This window comes from Pseudomonas sp. RGB, from assembly GCF_007713445.1.
In the GTDB taxonomy this organism is placed as follows: domain Bacteria; phylum Pseudomonadota; class Gammaproteobacteria; order Pseudomonadales; family Pseudomonadaceae; genus Aquipseudomonas.
In genome coordinates this window covers 104,877-120,232 of record NZ_VMSH01000016.1, presented here as the reverse complement: position 1 = coordinate 120,232, position 15,356 = coordinate 104,877, and the positions used below count along the sequence as shown (strand labels likewise).

Genomic DNA, 15,356 nt, shown 5'->3' with positions numbered 1-15,356 from the left:
TCCTGACATCCTGCTCCCAAAGCAGGCGCGCTACCGGACTGCGCTATACCCCGGTTTTGAAATTGGCTCCGTGACCAGGACTCGAACCTGGGACCCAATGATTAACAGTCATTTGCTCTACCGACTGAGCTATCACGGAACTGCATATTTCAAATGTGTAACTTTACTGCGTTGAAACGTTCTCTTCGGCTTGTCCGTATCGCTACGTTCATGTCTCTGAGGCGCGCTATTCTACAATCTTAAAAACCCCTGTCAACCCTTTAAATTGCTTTTAAGACAATGATTTGCGCTTCTTTCTGATTTCTTCTTGGGGAGAAGAAACCCGTGGGCTGACGTTGCTGCGGGGCGCACTTTACAAGCCTTTGCCTTACAGTTCAACGCCCTATCGAAAAAAAAGGCCCCGCAATGCGAGGCCTCTTCTTATAGCCATACAGGCTGGGCTCAGTGGAAGACGATTTCGTCGTTTTCCACAGTCGCCGTGACGCTGGTGCCCGGCATGAAGCTGCCCGACAGGATCAACTGCGCCAATGGGTTCTCGATCCAGCGCTGGATCGCACGTTTCAGTGGCCGTGCGCCATACACCGGGTCGTAACCCACCGCGATCAGCTTGTCCAACGCCTCGCTGCTCAGCTCCAGGTCGAGCTCGCGCTCGGCCAAGCGGCCGCGCAGGCGCCCCAACTGGATCTCGGTGATGCCCGCGATCTGATCCCGCGCCAGAGGCTCGAAGATCACCACTTCATCGACCCGGTTGATAAATTCCGGACGGAAATGAGTGGTCAGTGCATCCATCACCGCAGCGCGCCGGCCCTCGCGATCCCCCACCAACTCCTGAATCTGCGCCGAGCCCAGGTTGGAGGTCATCACGATCACCGTATTACGGAAATCCACGGTACGCCCGTGGCTGTCCGTCAGACGGCCATCTTCCAGCACCTGCAGCAAGATGTTGAACACATCCGGGTGGGCCTTCTCGGCCTCGTCCAGCAGGATCACCGAGTAAGGCTTGCGACGCACGGCTTCGGTCAGGTAACCACCCTCTTCGTAGCCCACGTAGCCTGGTGGGGCGCCGATCAAGCGAGCCACCGAGTGTTTCTCCATGAATTCGGACATATCGATCCGCACCATGGCCTCTTCGGTATCAAACAGGAACTCAGCCAAAGCCTTGCACAGCTCGGTCTTACCCACGCCGGTCGGGCCGAGGAACATGAACGAGCCGCTCGGACGGTTCGGGTCGGACAAGCCGGCCCGGGAACGCCGTACCGCGTTGGACACAGCCACCACGGCCTCTTCCTGGCCGATGACGCGCTGGTGCAACAGGCTTTCCATCTTCAGCAGCTTGTCGCGCTCGCCTTCGAGCATTTTCGACACCGGAATACCGGTCCACTTCGAAACGACTTCGGCGATTTCTTCCTCGGTCACCTTGCTGCGCAACAATTGGTTCTCGGGCTTACCATGCTGGTCGACCATTTGCAGGCTGCGCTCCAGGTCCGGGATCACTCCGTACTGCAACTCGGCCATGCGGTTCAGGTCACCTTTACGGCGCGCGGCTTCCAGCTCCTGACGGGACTGCTCGATCTTTTGCTGGATCTGCGCAGAACCCTGCACCTCGGCTTTTTCCGAGGTCCAGATTTCCTCGAGGTCTGAATATTCACGCTCCAGACGCACGATTTCTTCCTGGAGTTTTTCCAGGCGTTTCTTCGCGGCCTCGTCTTCTTCTTTCTTCAGGGCCTGGGATTCAACCTTCAGTTGAATCAGGCGTCGATCCAGACGGTCGAGCACTTCCGGCTTGGAGTCGATCTCCATGCGAATACGGCTGGCCGCTTCGTCGATCAGGTCGATGGCCTTGTCCGGCAACTGGCGGTCAGTGATATAGCGATGGCTCAATTTGGCCGCCGCAATAATCGCGCCGTCAGTGATCGCCACCTTGTGGTGGACCTCATAGCGTTCTTTCAGGCCACGCAGGATCGCGATGGTGTCTTCTTCGCTGGGTTCTTCCACCAGCACTTTCTGGAAGCGACGCTCAAGGGCCGCGTCTTTCTCGATGTACTGGCGATACTCGTTCAGCGTGGTGGCGCCAACGCAATGCAGCTCACCGCGCGCCAATGCGGGCTTGAGCATGTTGCCGGCATCCATCGAGCCCTCGCCTTTACCGGCGCCGACCATGGTGTGCAGTTCGTCGATGAACAGAATGATCTGCCCTTCCTGCTTCGACAGTTCATTAAGCAGGGATTTCAGGCGCTCTTCGAACTCGCCACGGAACTTGGCGCCGGCGATCAGCGAGCCCATGTCCAAAGACAGCAGACGCTTGCCTTTAAGACCGTCCGGCACTTCACCATTAATGATGCGCTGGGCCAGGCCTTCGGCAATCGCGGTTTTACCCACGCCAGGTTCACCGATCAGCACCGGGTTGTTCTTGGTGCGGCGTTGCAGCACTTGGATGGTGCGACGAATTTCGTCATCACGGCCAATCACCGGGTCAAGCTTGCCTTCTTCGGCGCGCTTGGTCAGGTCGACCGTGTATTTGTCCAGGGCCTGGCGCGACTCCTCGTGGTTGGGGTCATTCACCGCCTCGCCGCCACGCAGGTTGTTGATGGCGTTTTCCAAGGCCTTTTTGCTCACGCCCTGGCCCAGCAGCAATTTGCCAAGCTTGCTGTTGTCGTCCATCGCGGCGAGCAGTACCAGTTCGCTGGAGATGAACTGATCACCTTTTTGCTGAGCCAGGCGATCTGCCTGGTTAAGCAGGCGCGCCAGGTCCTGCGACATGTTCACGTCGCCGGTAGGGTTTTGGATTTTTGGCAGTTGGTCGAGCTCTTTGCTCAACTCTTTGCGCAGGCTGTTGACGTCAAAGCCCACCTGCATCAGCAAGGGCTTGATAGAACCACCTTGCTGTTCCAGAAGCGCCTGCATCAAGTGCGCAGGCTCAATGGCCGGATGGTCGAGGCCGACCGCCAGGGATTGGGAGTCCGATAGAGCTAACTGCAATTTGCTGGTTAAACGATCAATACGCATTAGTCACCTTCCTTTTGAGCAGGCCGGAGCTATGTGCGAGCGAGCTTGCTCGCGAAAAACGCATCCTGAATGAAGAAACCTGCCAGATACCCCTATAGATGGGGTGGATTCTGCAAGATTCAAGCGGGCTATCGTGGATGTGGATCAGCGTTGACCCAAGTCAAGAGAGTCTAGCGCTCAAGCCAGATAAGGGAGGCAAATCGACCCGTGCGAGGGCTGCGACGGTAAGAAAAGAAGCGCGGGTCAGTCACGGTGCAATAACCGCCACCATAGACAGCGGTGATTCCACGTGCGGCGAGCCGCAGGCGCGCCAACTGGTAGATGTCGGCCATGTACTTGGCGGGATTGTGGCTTGGCACGAAGGCTTCGGCGGTCGTCGGCAGCTGCTGCATAAAGGCTTCACGCACCTCCGGGCCGACTTCAAAGGCTTGCGGGCCAATGGCAGGACCCAGCCAGACCAATACATCGGCAGGTTCGCAGCCCAGGCTTTCGAAAGCCGCTTCGAGCACACCCGCTGCCAGCCCACGCCAACCGGCATGGGCGGCCGCCACGCGAGTACCGGCGCGGTTGCAGAACAACGCGGGCAGGCAATCGGCAGTCATGGATGTGCAGGCGATACCAGGCGTGCTGGTCCAGCTGCCATCGGCTTCGGCGATGCGCGAGGGGTCAGCCTCGACCACGGTCACCCCGTGAACTTGGCGCAGCCACGCGGGCTGAATATCAAAGGTATCGGTCAGACGACGGCGATTCTCAAGGACGGCTTCAAGGCTGTCATCAACATGATCGCCCAGGTTGAGGCTGTCGAACGGCGCCAGACTGACGCCGCCCGCACGGGTGGTGACGCAGGCTTTAACCTGAGCCGGCGCAGGCCAGTCAGGAATCAGCCAGTCATTCATCCGATAAACGCCTCGCGATCCTGCTTGAGCAGCGACAACAACCAGACCAAATCATCTGGAAGAGGCGATTCCCAGCTCATCCGCTTACCGCTCGTCGGATGATCCAGCTCCAGGAAACGTGCATGCAGTGCCTGACGCGGGAAAGATTTCAGCGATTCAACCATGGTCTGACTCGCCGCCGGCGGAATACGGAAGCGACCGCCGTAGGCCGGATCTCCGACCAACGGGAAGTTAATGTGCGCCATGTGCACGCGAATCTGGTGCGTACGACCGGTTTCCAGCTTGACCCGCACGTGAGTGTGGGACCGGAAACGCTCCAGCACACGGTAGTGGCTGACGGCCTGCTTGCCGCCTTCCATCACCGCCATACGCTGACGCTGCTGGCCGTGGCGACCGATAGGGGCGTTGATCTTGCCACCCGCCACCACCACGCCGATCACGATGCACTCGTAGATGCGGCTGACGCTACGGCTCTGCAACTGTGTGACCAGTTGCGTCTGGGCCTGGATGGTCTTGGCCACCACCATCAAGCCGGTGGTGTCCTTGTCCAGGCGGTGCACGATGCCGCAGCGCGGGACATTGATGATGTCCGGCACGTGGTGCAGCAAGGCATTGAGCAAGGTGCCATCAGCGTGCCCGGCGGCCGGGTGAACCACCAGGCCTGCGGGTTTATTGATGACCAGGATGTCGTCGTCTTCATAGACGATGTCCAGCTCGATGTCCTGGGCGACCCATTCTCCCTGGGCTTCCTGCTCGGCAGTCAGCTCAAGAATCGCACCGCCATGGACTATGTCTCGCGGGCGGATAACCGCTCCATCCACAGTCAGGCGGCCGTCTTTGATCCAGGCGGAAAGGCGCGAGCGCGAGTGCTCAGCGAATAATTGTGCGGCGACTTGATCGAGGCGTTGGCCGCCCAATTCGGACGGCACCTCTGCGCGAAGTTCAATTTTATCGGACATGCTCAGACTAGGCGTGGCACAGCCTTTGGTTTCGGCTGCGCGCTTGTGGTTAAATACGGCGTCTTTTGCCCCGAGGCTTTCAACGGGGCGCTCATCATAACAGGACGGCCCCGCCCAAGACAGCGGCCGTCATAGGGACGCAAGCCGCCATGCAAGTGAAACACCTGCTGCTGATCGCCATCCTCGCCATGACTGCTGCTTGCTCGTCAACAAAGGAAGTCGTCGACGAAAACCTGAGCGAAGTCGAGCTGTATCAATTAGCTCAAAAAGACTTGGACAATAATAGCTACACCAGTGCCACAGCCAAGCTGAAGGCCCTGGAGTCACGTTATCCGTTCGGTCGCTACGCCGACCAGGCACAGCTCGAGCTGATTTACGCCAACTACAAGAACGCCGAGCCGGAAGCTGCCAAGTCCGCCGCCGAGCGTTTTATCCGCCTGCACCCGCAGCATCCGAACGTGGACTACGCCTACTACATGAAGGGCCTGACCTCGTTCGACCAGGACGTGGGCCTGCTGGCGCGCTTCCTGCCGCTGGACATGACCAAGCGTGACCCCGGCGCTGCCCGCGACTCCTACAACGAGTTCGCCCAGCTGACCAGTCGCTACCCCAACAGCCGCTACGCGCCGGACGCCAAGCAGCGCATGATCTACCTGCGCAACCTGCTGGCTTCCTACGAGATTCACGTGGCTGACTACTACCTGACCCGTCAGGCCTACGTGGCTGCCGCCAACCGTGGGCGCTATGTAGTGGAGAACTTCCAGGAAACCCCTTCCGTGGGTGACGGCCTGGCGGTGATGACCGAGGCTTACCAGGCATTGCACCTGGATGCATTGGCAGCCACCAGCCTGGAAACCCTGAAGCTCAACTACCCAGACTCGCCAAGCTTGAAAGACGGCCAGTTTGTGCCTCGGGTTGCCGAAACAGACAACCGTTCGTGGCTGAGCAAGTACACCCTGGGCCTGATCAGTTCCCGTCCACCCTTGCCGCCGGGCGAAACCCGCGCCAACCAGGACGTGATCAAACAGTTCCAGGACGCCAAGGAAGCAATTCCGTCGGAGCTCAAGCCGCATGACGAGAATGGCGATGTGATCGAAGAGCAAGAGCCGCAGGCCCTTGGCAACAACGAAGATCGTTCGTGGTTCAGCTACATGACGTTCGGCGTATTCGACTGATTGCACTCAGCGTCATCAAGAAGGAGCCTTTCGAGGCTCCTTTCTTATTGCCCGGCGTTATTGCACTGTGCGCCTGCCACGACCTTGGCTAAACTGGCGCATTCCTTGTCGAGAAACTGCCCATCATGCTTCGTCTACTGTTCTGGATTGCCGTCATTGCTGCCGCGGTATGGTTCTGGCGCAAATTCAAAAGCCCGGCCGCCCGGCAGCAACGCGCCAGCGAGCCTGACGCAGCCATGATGGTGCGCTGCGCCCACTGCGGCGTGCACTTGCCGCAGGATCGCGCGCTGAGCTCACGCCAGGAGTGGTATTGCACTCAGGCACACCTGGAACAGGGGCCGAAGTCTATCCAGCGTTGATTCGACCTGCGGGCGCATAAGGCGCCGGGTCAATGATCGGCGTATGCCCCAGCAAGAAGTCGGCAAACAACTGGCAGGATGCCGGCGCAAGCACCAAGCCATTGCGGTAATGCCCGCAATTGAGCCACAACCCTTTGAAGCCCGGGACTTCACCGATATAAGGGATACCTTCCGGTGAGCCGGGCCGCAAACCGGCCCAATGCCCCACGACCTCGGCGTCCGCCAAGGCAGGAATCAACTCCACAGCCGAAGCCTTGAGGCTTTCCAGCGCTGAGTCGGTCGGGGTCTTGTCGAACCCTTCGTGTTCAAGCGTGCTGCCGATCAGAATGTGCCCATCACGCCGTGGGATCGCATAACGCCCCTTGGCCAGGACCATGCTCGAGAGGAAATCCGAGGCGCATTTGTACAAAATCATTTGGCCTTTTACCGGTTCCACCGGCAGCGCCAAGCCCAACTTGCCAAGCAACTCACCGCTCCAGGCACCCGCAGCCAACACTATCTGGTCGCCAAGAATCGGTCCCGCAGCGGTATTCACGCCCACTACGTCTTCGCCTTCAAGTACAAACCCCTGCACTTCGCACTGCTCATGAAGGGTCACACCAGGCAGCGCCAACAGCGCCGCCTTGAGGGATTTGACCAGGCGCGGGTTGCGCACGTTGGCCACGTCCGCCATGTAGATCGCCTGGGAATACCCGCCGCCCAGTACCGGCACCGCATCGTGCGCAGCCGACACATCCACTTTGCTCAGCGGCCGCCCCTCGCGGGCAGCCCAGGCCAACGCCTGGGCCTCGTCTTCCAGGTCCAGCCAGTAAAGGCCCGTGGTATGAACCTCTGGATCAACACCCGTGGCCGCGAACAGACGTTCGGCCAATTGCGGATAAAAATCCTGGGACCAATGCGCCAGCGCGGTGACCGCCGGGCTATAGCGCCACGGATACAGCGGCGACACGATCCCGCCGCCGGCCCAGGAGGACTCCTGGCCAAGCCCGGAGCGCTCCAGCAGCATGACGGCCTGCCCTTGGGTGGCCAGGTTGTACGCAGTCAACAACCCGATTACTCCGCCACCGACAATCACCACTTGCTGTTGCTTAGCCATCATTTGATCCAGCCGATAAAAAGGGAAAAGCGCACCGGGCGCCCACTCATCCAGCACTCTCATCATTGCCCCCAGCACGCCTTGCGCGACATTCCAGGTGCCGCGCCCGGGTTGCTGCGCACGCCGGAGCTGCTCAGGCTGAATTCAGCGCAAGGGTCGCCTGCCATGACTGAGCCGACGGCAGGCGTGGCCACCAAGGTGAAGTCCTGAGGGTTCAATGCAGCGCCGATTCTATAGCGTTCATTGCCCGCACTGACGCCGCTTGCATCAATAAAAGTGCCGTTGCGCGTGTAAAAGCGCTCCAGGTAATGGACTTGCTCGGACAACAACGCAACGATTTCTGCGCGATAGGCCTTTTTTACATGCCCGGTATACGCCGGGTAAGCGACCCCGGCCAGAAACGCGATGATCGCTACAGCGATCAATAGCTCGATCAAGGTAAAACCCCGGCAATCCTTGCCCATTGATACGCTCCTTATTGAAGTTGCCGCCATAAAATCCGACGAAATCTCGCCCCTGCTGCTTCGTTGACCTGCGCATAGACCGTCTCCAGAACGGTGCGCGATTGGCCACTGAAGCCCACCGCCGTCACGCGGTATAACCTGGCAGATGTGTGCAAAGGTAAACCCGTCAGCCCTGTGCCCTGCCCCAGCGCCTGAATGCCGTACAGGCCGCCCTTGAAGGCAACCCAACTGACCGCTGAAACAGAACGCTCCCCGGTGCCAACCACAGAAAACGACTCCGGTGGCGGTGCGCAGGCGCTTACCGACGGGCATAACGGCAACACCGACCCCGCGCGCCGGACCATTGATTCCCCCAACCTCAGGCCGCTTTCTGCACTTTGAAATGATTGATTGCGATGCCAGATGCCGCTGGCAATCCTTTGCTGGGACACGGCCCCTTGCATCGAGGCCAGGCCGATCAGTGACAACACCAGCAAAAACACCAGGCTGATCAAGAGGACCATGCCCGTCTGCCGTGGATGGAAGCCGTCAAAGTTGCGCATGATCGCTCTACTCCAACCGGTTGCGCAGCGCTGCCACGACGCTGTAGGCCTGATCCTGAACGCGCCCCGTCGGGTCTCGCAGCGTCATTCGGATACGCACGCTGCGTATCAGTGATTCGTCGGCCGGGGTGGGGTCATAGCACGCAACGCGAGCCGAGCCGGGCTTGGTTGCCACACCGAAACTGAGGTCGAACGCCTGTACGTTATCCACCAGAACCGCCTTGGCCGGCGCAGCCGGTGTACTGACCTTCAGCTGGCCCGCTTCAAAGGTGTAGGTGAGCTGGCGTATCGCAAACCGGCTCTGGCCAGGCGCGGGCGTCGGCGAGTTGCCCGCATAGGCCTGGGCCGTGGTCACGCAGTCGGAAAGTACCGTCCAGTCTGGCCTGCCACCCTCTCCACTTGCATCCGCAGTGACTAACGTCAGTGACCTCGAGCTGCCCGAGGTGCTCCAGCCGACCGGTCGATCAAAGGCCGCCGGCGCATTATCGATAGAGGCCGTCGCCAGGCAGCCAAATACACCCGCCTGGCGAATGTCCTGAATCATCTTGCCCAGCACAAACCGCGCATCATCCTGCAGCAACATGGCTGCCTGCTGGCTGGCGTGGGTGGCTCGAACGCTGATGACGACTTGGCTGACCCCGAGGATCAGCAACAACCCGACAGACAGCGCCAGCAACAGCTCCACCAGGCTGAATCCCCGTGCAAAGCGATTCATTGCGCCACCCCAGACTCGCTGGCAATGCGACTGGCGAGGGTGAAGGTTTCCCGTGCGCCGCTGGGGTTCGCGCCCCTGGCGTCGCCCCAACTGATACTGACGGTCACCTCGCTGCCACTGACCACGACGGAGCCTTTTGCACTCGCTCCGGCAAACCCGACGATATTTGCTTCGAAGTCGTGCAGGTCCAGGTCACGCACGCTGGCGCTGGCCGTACCGAGCGGCGCGCCTTCGGTTCGGCTCCATGAATAGTCGACGCCCGAGTTGGCGCGAACCCGGTCCAGCATGTCGTAGGCAATGAAACTGGCCTGGCTGATCATCCTTGAGCTGTCGGTGTATTTGAGTGCGTTGAGCTGGATCACCGCCGCGCCCAGCAACCCGACCGCAAGAATCAGCACGGCCACCAGCACCTCGATCAGCGTCATGCCGGATTGGTGGCGAGGTAAGACGCAGGCAAATTTTAGGTTCGGACAAACAAGCATCACCGTCGTCATCCCTGTCGAAGGCCGGAGAAAAGCAGGAAAAACCTGCTGTGCGGCCCAAGACTAGCGTCGGTTTTCGGCTGGCGCTGCTGCCGGAACAAAGGGAAATACTTTGGACATAAAGGCCATCACTCCACGCCAGGAACTGGCGGCTATACCTATGCCTGTCACCTGAAACAGTGAACCCGTCCATGGAGGGACGACACATGACGCAACGCGGATTCACCTTGGTCGAGCTTCTGCTGAGCCTGTTGCTGAGCGGCATCCTGGCAAATCTCGCAGTGCCCGGTTTCAGAGGCTTGCTTGAGTCGCAGCAACGACAAACAGCTGCGCAGGCCTTGGCCAGCGGCATGCGCTATGCGCGCACCGAGGCCATTGCGCGCAATCGTGCGGTGGTCATTCATGCGCGGGATGAAAACTGGAGCCAGGGATGGCGAGTAGTACTGGACGAAAGCGGACGCGGCCATCTGGACGAGAACAATCCGGTGCTGCTGGAACGCCAGGACAGCGGGCAGGTGCCGATCGTAGGCAATGGGCCCGTGAAGAGCGAGGTACGCTTCAGCGGATTGGGCGAGCCGATTTTTTCAGCGGGAGGGTTCCGTGCAGGCACTGTGCACGTGTGCGACGCGGATCAGGCACAAAGCCTGTTTCAAGTGGTACTTGCCCCCAGCGGGCGCATCAGCCTGCGCAGTGACACCACCGAGCAGGCGTTATGCCGGAATGACTCCGGCACCTTGGCACTCAGAGCAGCGAGCGAACCCGCAGTTCCTTGGGCATGGAGAACGTGATGTTCTCTTCACGGCCAGCCAATTCATCGGCACCGGTGGCACCCCATGCCTGCAGTTGCTGGATCACACCGCGCACCAGCACTTCCGGCGCCGACGCGCCCGCCGTAATGCCGATACGCTCGACACCGTCGAACCAGCTGCGCTGCATGTCTTCAGCGCCGTCGATCAGGTAGGCCGGCGTGGCCATGCGCTCGGCCAGTTCGCGCAAGCGGTTGGAGTTGGAGCTGTTGGGGCTGCCGACCACCAGCACGACATCGCACTCATCGGCCAATTGCTTGACCGCGTCTTGACGGTTTTGTGTGGCATAGCAGATGTCGTCTTTGCGCGGGCCACCAATGGCCGGGAATCGCGTGCGCAAGGCATCGATTACACGGCTGGTATCGTCCATCGACAAGGTGGTCTGCGTGACAAAGGCCAGCCGCTCGGGGTTTTGCACCTGCAAGTTGGCAACGTCTTTTTCGTCTTCCACCAGGTAAATGGCGCCGCCATTGCTGGCGTCGTACTGGCCCATGGTGCCTTCGACTTCCGGGTGGCCGGCATGGCCGATCAGGATGCATTCACGGCCGTCACGGCTGTAGCGCGCGACTTCGATGTGCACCTTGGTCACCAGGGGGCAGGTGGCGTCGAATACCTTGAGGCCGCGGCCGGCAGCCTCGGTACGCACGGCCTGGGAAACACCGTGCGCGCTGAAGATGACGATAACGTCGTCCGGCACCTGATCGAGCTCTTCGACGAAGATGGCACCGCGTGCGCGCAGGTCTTCGACCACAAATTTGTTGTGGACGACTTCATGACGCACGTAAATCGGCGGCCCGAAGACTTCCAGGGCGCGATTGACGATTTCGATCGCCCGGTCCACACCGGCGCAGAAGCCACGGGGGTTGGCGAGTTTGATTTGCATGCTGTGCCTCGTGTCTTGCAGGGCAAGAAATTGGATCAACTCAACTCTACAGGAGTGAGCCCCTGTGGGCGCCGGGCTTGCCCGCGATGCAGACGACTGGGTGTATCAGGTACACCGAGGTGATGCTATCGCAGGCAAGCCAGCTCCCACATAAACCAGCCCCCACAGGAGCCAGCGTCGTTGATCAGAGCGCTTTAACGTCGATGATTTCAACGTCAAACGTCAAGGTTTTACCGGCCAACGGGTGGTTGAAGTCGATGGTCACTTGCGCGTCATCGAAGGTTTTCACCACACCAGGCAGCTCGGTATTCGCCGCATCATTAAAGATCACCAACAGGCCTTCCGACAGGTCCATGTCCTGGAACTGCGAACGCGGGATGATCTGCACGTTTTGCGGGTTGGGCTGGCCAAAGGCGTTTTCCGGCAGGATCTGCAGGGTACGCTTGTCACCGGCCTTGAAACCGAACAGCGCCGCCTCAAAACCCGGCAGCAGGTTGCCGTCGCCGACCTTGAAGGTCGCCGGGGCTTTGTCGAACGTGCTGTCGACCGTGTCGCCGTTCTCCAGGCGCAGTGCGAAATGCAAAGTGACTTCCGTGTTCTGGCCGATGCGTTGCTCAGCCAATACCTGATCAGTCATTGACGGTCTCTCCGGTTTTCTTGCTTTTGAACATGTCCAACGCCAGCATGATTGCACCGACGGTGATGGCGCTGTCGGCAAAGTTGAACGCCGGGAAGTACCAGCGGCTCTGCCAATGCACCAGGATAAAGTCGATCACATGGCCCAGGGCAATGCGGTCGTACAGGTTGCCCAGTGCACCGCCCAGCACCAGGGCCAGGGCGATAGCCAGCCAGGTATCATCGCGACCCAGGCGCTTAAGCCAGACCACCAGGACTGCACTGACCACGACCGCGATCAACGCGAACAGCCAGCGCTGCCAGCCGGAGCTGTCAGCGAGGAAGCTGAAGGCAGCGCCGGTGTTGTAGGCCAGGGTCCAGCTGAAGTAGTCAGGGATGACCACGATCTGCTGGTACATCTGCAAGGCACCTTCGAAGTGAGCCTTGCTGAGCTGGTCAATGACCAGCACCAGCACGCTCAGTACGAGCCAGCCCAGACGTCCGAAACGGCTGGTGTTAGGCATAGTGGCGAACCTCGCCAGCACCGCTGATGTTGTCGACGCAACGACCGCAGATTTCCGGATGCTCAGGGTTCACGCCAACGTCTTCACGGCAGTGCCAGCAACGGGCGCACTTAGGGAAGACCGACTTGACCACTTGAAGCTTGAGGCCCGGCACTTCGGTGGCTACCGCGTCCGCAGGTGCCTGAGCAAACGGTGCCAGGCTGGCAGTCGAGGTGATCAGCACGAAGCGCAGTTCGTTGCTCAGCTTGGCCAGGTCGGCGCTCAGGCCTTCCTCGACAAACAGGGTGACTTCGGCTTGCAGGTTGCCACCGACGGCCTTGGCCGCACGCTGCACTTCCAGCTCCTTGTTCACCGCCACTTTGACGGCCATCACGCCTTCCCAGTACTCGCGGCCCAGTTCGAAGTCGGCCGGCAGTTCGGTCAGGCCTTCGTACCAAGTGTTGAGCATCACCGATTCGTTACGCTCGCCCGGCAGGTATTCCCACAGCTCGTCGGCGGTGAAGGCCAGGATCGGCGCGATCCAGCGCACCAGCGCTTCAGAGATGTGGTACAGCGCGGTCTGCGCCGAACGGCGTGCCTTGCTGTTGGCGCCGGTGGTGTACTGGCGGTCCTTGATGATGTCGAGGTAGAAACCGCCCAGTTCCTGCACGCAGAAGTTGTGGATCTTGGAGTACACGTTCCAGAAGCGGTATTCGCCGTAGTGTTCCTGCAACTCGCGCTGCAGCAACAGGGTACGGTCCACTGCCCAACGGTCGAGGGCGAGCATGTCCTCGGCCGGCAGCAGGTCGGTGGCCGGGTTGAAACCGGTCAGGTTCGACAGCAGGAAGCGTGCGGTATTACGGATACGGCGGTAGGCATCGGCGCTACGGGCCAGGATCTGGTCCGACACGGCGATTTCGCCCGAATAATCGGTCGAGGCTACCCACAGACGCATGATGTCGGCGCCCAGGGTTTCATTGATCTTCTTCGGCTCGATCACGTTTTTCAGCGACTTGGACATCTTGCGGCCCGTCTCGTCGACGGTAAAACCGTGGGTCAGCAGTTCGCGGTATGGCGCGTGGTTGTCGATGGCGCAGCCGGTCAACAAGGAGGAGTGGAACCAGCCGCGGTGTTGGTCCGAACCTTCCAGGTACAGGTCGGCACGCGGGCCGGTCTCGTGGCCCATCGGGTGCGAACCGCGCAGCACGTGCCAGTGAGTGGTGCCGGAGTCGAACCACACGTCGAGGGTGTCGCTGATCTTGTCGTACAGCGGCGCTTCGTCGCCCAGCAGCTCGGCGGCGTCCAGCTTGAACCAGGCTTCGATGCCTTCCTGCTCAACACGCTGGGCCACGACTTCCATCAGTTCGACGGTGCGCGGGTGCAGCTCGCCGCTTTCCTTGTTCAGGAAGAACGGGATCGGCACGCCCCAGTTACGCTGACGGGAGATGCACCAATCCGGGCGGTTGGCGATCATCGAGTGCAGGCGCGCCTGGCCCCAGGCCGGAACGAACTTGGTGTCTTCGATGGCTTTGAGCGAGCGCACTCGCAGGGTGTCGCCGCTGGTCGGCTCTTTGTCCATGCCGATAAACCACTGCGCAGTGGCGCGGTAGATCAACGGGGTCTTGTGGCGCCAGCAGTGCATGTAGCTGTGCTTGATGGTTTCGGTGTGCAGCAGCGAACCGACTTCACGCAGCTTATCAATGATTGGCTCGTTAGCCTTGAAGATGAACTGGCCGCCGAAGAACTCCAGCGACGGCGCGTACACGCCATTGCTCTGCACCGGGTTGAGGATGTCGTCGTTGACCATACCGTAGGCTTTGCAGGTCACAAAGTCGTCAACGCCGTAGGCCGGTGCGGAGTGAACCACACCCGTGCCCGAACCCAGCTCAACGTAGTCAGCCAGGTACACCGGCGACAGGCGGTCATAGAACGGGTGACGGAAGTTGATCAATTCCAGCGATGTGCCAGTGGTGGTGGCGATCACCGAACCTTGCAGCTCGTAACGCGCCAGGCAGGCTTCGACCATTTCTTCAGCGAGCACCAGCAGGCGATCACCGACGTCCACCAGGGCGTAGGTGAATTCCGGGTGCACGTTGAGCGCCTGGTTGGCCGGGATGGTCCACGGGGTGGTGGTCCAGATCACGATGGCAGCCGGCTTGCTCAGACTCGCCAGGCCAAAGGCCTCGGCCAGCTTGGCGTCGTCGGCGATCGGGAAGGCCACGTCGATGGTCGAGGACTTCTTGTCTTCGTACTCGACTTCCGCCTCGGCCAGGGCCGAACCGCAGTCGAAGCACCAGTTCACGGGCTTGAGGCCCTTGAACACGAAACCGCCTTTGACGATTTCAGCCAAGGCGCGGATTTCCCCGGCCTCGTTCTCGAAGTTCATGGTCTTGTACGGGTTGTCCCACTCGCCCAATACGCCCAGCCGGATGAATTCGGACTTCTGCCCTTCGATCTGCTCGGTGGCGTAGGCACGGCACAGTTCGCGGGTTTTATCCGCGCCCAGGTTCTTGCCGTAAGTCACTTCGACTTTGTGCTCGATTGGCAGGCCATGGCAGTCCCAGCCCGGAACATAAGGTGCGTCAAAACCCGACAGGGTTTTGGAGCGCAGGATCATGTCCTTGAGAATTTTGTTCAGCGCATGACCGATGTGAATCGTGCCGTTGGCGTAAGGAGGGCCGTCGTGCAGGACGAATTTCGGACGATCCTTGCCAATTTCGCGCAACTTTCCGTACAGGCCAATACTGTCCCAGCGCTGCAGAATCTGCGGTTCGCGCTGTGGCAGGCCGGCCTTCATTGGGAAGGCGGTGTCCGGAAGGTTTAGCGTGGCTTTATAGTCGGTCATTTAAGGCTCT

The 15,356-nt window shown here is 60.2% G+C and carries 15 protein-coding genes and 1 tRNA gene; 3 read left to right on the top strand and 13 right to left on the bottom strand.

All coding sequences use genetic code 11. The features are described 5' to 3' along the window. Nucleotides 1–63: 63 nt before the first annotated feature. From FPT15_RS25490 to rluD, 4 genes are all read right to left on the bottom strand, one after another. Nucleotides 64–139: transfer RNA gene (locus FPT15_RS25490), tRNA-Asn, on the bottom strand. Nucleotides 140–441: 302 nt separating this feature from the next. Beyond that, a complete protein-coding gene (gene clpB, locus FPT15_RS25485) occupies nucleotides 442–3,006 on the bottom strand; it encodes an ATP-dependent chaperone ClpB (protein WP_145165602.1) in 2,565 nt (854 codons plus the stop codon). Between the two features lie 170 nt (nucleotides 3,007–3,176). Beyond that, nucleotides 3,177–3,902 carry a peptidoglycan editing factor PgeF gene (pgeF, locus tag FPT15_RS25480; protein WP_145165601.1) on the bottom strand — a complete coding sequence of 242 codons (726 nt, stop codon included), beginning with the start codon at nucleotides 3,900–3,902 and terminating at the stop codon, nucleotides 3,177–3,179. Then, the gene (rluD, locus tag FPT15_RS25475; protein ID WP_005784662.1) at nucleotides 3,899–4,861 is read right to left on the bottom strand and encodes a 23S rRNA pseudouridine(1911/1915/1917) synthase RluD; all 963 of its coding nucleotides are present in this window, start codon (nucleotides 4,859–4,861) and stop codon (nucleotides 3,899–3,901) included. The genes pgeF and rluD overlap by 4 nt, the downstream gene beginning before the upstream one ends. 149 nt (nucleotides 4,862–5,010) lie before the next feature. Here rluD and FPT15_RS25470 point away from each other — a divergent pair, with 149 nt between their 5' ends. Then, nucleotides 5,011–6,036, top strand: a complete 1,026-nt coding sequence (locus tag FPT15_RS25470) for an outer membrane protein assembly factor BamD (RefSeq protein WP_106578596.1) — start codon at nucleotides 5,011–5,013, stop codon at nucleotides 6,034–6,036. Between the two features lie 125 nt (nucleotides 6,037–6,161). Further along, nucleotides 6,162–6,395 (top strand): PP0621 family protein, encoded by a 234-nt coding sequence (locus FPT15_RS25465; protein WP_145165600.1) that lies wholly within the window; start codon nucleotides 6,162–6,164, stop codon nucleotides 6,393–6,395. Here FPT15_RS25465 and thiO read toward each other — a convergent pair. The 5 genes from thiO to pilV all read right to left on the bottom strand — a co-directional run bounded on the left by thiO (nucleotide 6,382) and on the right by pilV (nucleotide 9,694). Beyond that, on the bottom strand, nucleotides 6,382–7,491 hold the full coding sequence (gene thiO, locus FPT15_RS25460; RefSeq protein ID WP_145165599.1) for a glycine oxidase ThiO: 1,110 nt from the start codon (nucleotides 7,489–7,491) through the stop codon (nucleotides 6,382–6,384). The genes FPT15_RS25465 and thiO overlap by 14 nt on opposite strands. A 62-nt stretch (nucleotides 7,492–7,553) precedes the next feature. Next, nucleotides 7,554–7,955, bottom strand: a complete 402-nt coding sequence (locus tag FPT15_RS25455; protein WP_145165598.1) for a type IV pilin protein — start codon at nucleotides 7,953–7,955, stop codon at nucleotides 7,554–7,556. Between the two features lie 11 nt (nucleotides 7,956–7,966). Next, complete coding sequence (locus FPT15_RS25450) at nucleotides 7,967–8,497, bottom strand: PilX N-terminal domain-containing pilus assembly protein (RefSeq protein WP_256676512.1); 531 nt, start codon at nucleotides 8,495–8,497, stop codon at nucleotides 7,967–7,969. A 7-nt stretch (nucleotides 8,498–8,504) separates the two neighbouring features. After that, complete coding sequence (locus tag FPT15_RS25445) at nucleotides 8,505–9,212, bottom strand: PilW family protein (RefSeq protein WP_145165597.1); 708 nt, start codon at nucleotides 9,210–9,212, stop codon at nucleotides 8,505–8,507. Further along, the gene (pilV, locus tag FPT15_RS25440) at nucleotides 9,209–9,694 is read right to left on the bottom strand and encodes a type IV pilus modification protein PilV (protein WP_145165596.1); all 486 of its coding nucleotides are present in this window, start codon (nucleotides 9,692–9,694) and stop codon (nucleotides 9,209–9,211) included. The genes FPT15_RS25445 and pilV overlap by 4 nt, the downstream gene beginning before the upstream one ends. Nucleotides 9,695–9,900: 206 nt before the next feature. Here pilV and FPT15_RS25435 point away from each other — a divergent pair, with 206 nt between their 5' ends. Beyond that, nucleotides 9,901–10,482 carry a GspH/FimT family pseudopilin gene (locus tag FPT15_RS25435; RefSeq protein ID WP_145165595.1) on the top strand — a complete coding sequence of 194 codons (582 nt, stop codon included), beginning with the start codon at nucleotides 9,901–9,903 and terminating at the stop codon, nucleotides 10,480–10,482. Here FPT15_RS25435 and ispH read toward each other — a convergent pair. The 4 genes from ispH to ileS all read right to left on the bottom strand — a co-directional run bounded on the left by ispH (nucleotide 10,436) and on the right by ileS (nucleotide 15,346). Further along, nucleotides 10,436–11,383, bottom strand: a complete 948-nt coding sequence (ispH, locus tag FPT15_RS25430) for a 4-hydroxy-3-methylbut-2-enyl diphosphate reductase (RefSeq protein WP_083360219.1) — start codon at nucleotides 11,381–11,383, stop codon at nucleotides 10,436–10,438. The two genes, FPT15_RS25435 and ispH, sit on opposite strands and share 47 nt — an antisense overlap. Nucleotides 11,384–11,567: 184 nt before the next feature. Then, nucleotides 11,568–12,005 carry an FKBP-type peptidyl-prolyl cis-trans isomerase gene (gene fkpB / locus FPT15_RS25425; RefSeq protein WP_010213263.1) on the bottom strand — a complete coding sequence of 146 codons (438 nt, stop codon included), beginning with the start codon at nucleotides 12,003–12,005 and terminating at the stop codon, nucleotides 11,568–11,570. A gap of 7 nt (nucleotides 12,006–12,012) precedes the next feature. Next, nucleotides 12,013–12,522, bottom strand: coding sequence for a signal peptidase II (gene lspA / locus FPT15_RS25420; RefSeq protein ID WP_145165594.1), 510 nt, complete (start codon nucleotides 12,520–12,522; stop codon nucleotides 12,013–12,015). Beyond that, nucleotides 12,515–15,346 carry an isoleucine--tRNA ligase gene (ileS, locus tag FPT15_RS25415; RefSeq protein ID WP_145165593.1) on the bottom strand — a complete coding sequence of 944 codons (2,832 nt, stop codon included), beginning with the start codon at nucleotides 15,344–15,346 and terminating at the stop codon, nucleotides 12,515–12,517. The genes lspA and ileS overlap by 8 nt, the downstream gene beginning before the upstream one ends. Nucleotides 15,347–15,356 lie beyond the last annotated feature (10 nt).

Excerpts from the sequence above, each read along its gene's own strand:
- rluD (WP_005784662.1), bottom strand. The coding sequence starts at position 4,861 with ATGTCCGATAAAATTGAACTTCGCGCAGAGGTGCCGTCCGAATTGGGC.
- ileS (WP_145165593.1), bottom strand. The coding sequence starts at position 15,346 with ATGACCGACTATAAAGCCACGCTAAACCTTCCGGACACCGCCTTCCCA.
- ispH (WP_083360219.1), bottom strand. The coding sequence starts at position 11,383 with ATGCAAATCAAACTCGCCAACCCCCGTGGCTTCTGCGCCGGTGTGGAC.
- thiO (WP_145165599.1), bottom strand. The coding sequence starts at position 7,491 with ATGGCTAAGCAACAGCAAGTGGTGATTGTCGGTGGCGGAGTAATCGGG.
- FPT15_RS25455 (WP_145165598.1), bottom strand. The coding sequence starts at position 7,955 with ATGGGCAAGGATTGCCGGGGTTTTACCTTGATCGAGCTATTGATCGCT.
- lspA (WP_145165594.1), bottom strand. The coding sequence starts at position 12,522 with ATGCCTAACACCAGCCGTTTCGGACGTCTGGGCTGGCTCGTACTGAGC.
- FPT15_RS25450 (WP_256676512.1), bottom strand. The coding sequence starts at position 8,497 with ATGCGCAACTTTGACGGCTTCCATCCACGGCAGACGGGCATGGTCCTC.
- FPT15_RS25470 (WP_106578596.1), top strand. The coding sequence starts at position 5,011 with ATGCAAGTGAAACACCTGCTGCTGATCGCCATCCTCGCCATGACTGCT.
- pgeF (WP_145165601.1), bottom strand. The coding sequence starts at position 3,902 with ATGAATGACTGGCTGATTCCTGACTGGCCTGCGCCGGCTCAGGTTAAA.
- clpB (WP_145165602.1), bottom strand. The coding sequence starts at position 3,006 with ATGCGTATTGATCGTTTAACCAGCAAATTGCAGTTAGCTCTATCGGAC.
- FPT15_RS25465 (WP_145165600.1), top strand. The coding sequence starts at position 6,162 with ATGCTTCGTCTACTGTTCTGGATTGCCGTCATTGCTGCCGCGGTATGG.
- FPT15_RS25435 (WP_145165595.1), top strand. The coding sequence starts at position 9,901 with ATGACGCAACGCGGATTCACCTTGGTCGAGCTTCTGCTGAGCCTGTTG.
- FPT15_RS25445 (WP_145165597.1), bottom strand. The coding sequence starts at position 9,212 with ATGAATCGCTTTGCACGGGGATTCAGCCTGGTGGAGCTGTTGCTGGCG.
- pilV (WP_145165596.1), bottom strand. The coding sequence starts at position 9,694 with ATGCTTGTTTGTCCGAACCTAAAATTTGCCTGCGTCTTACCTCGCCAC.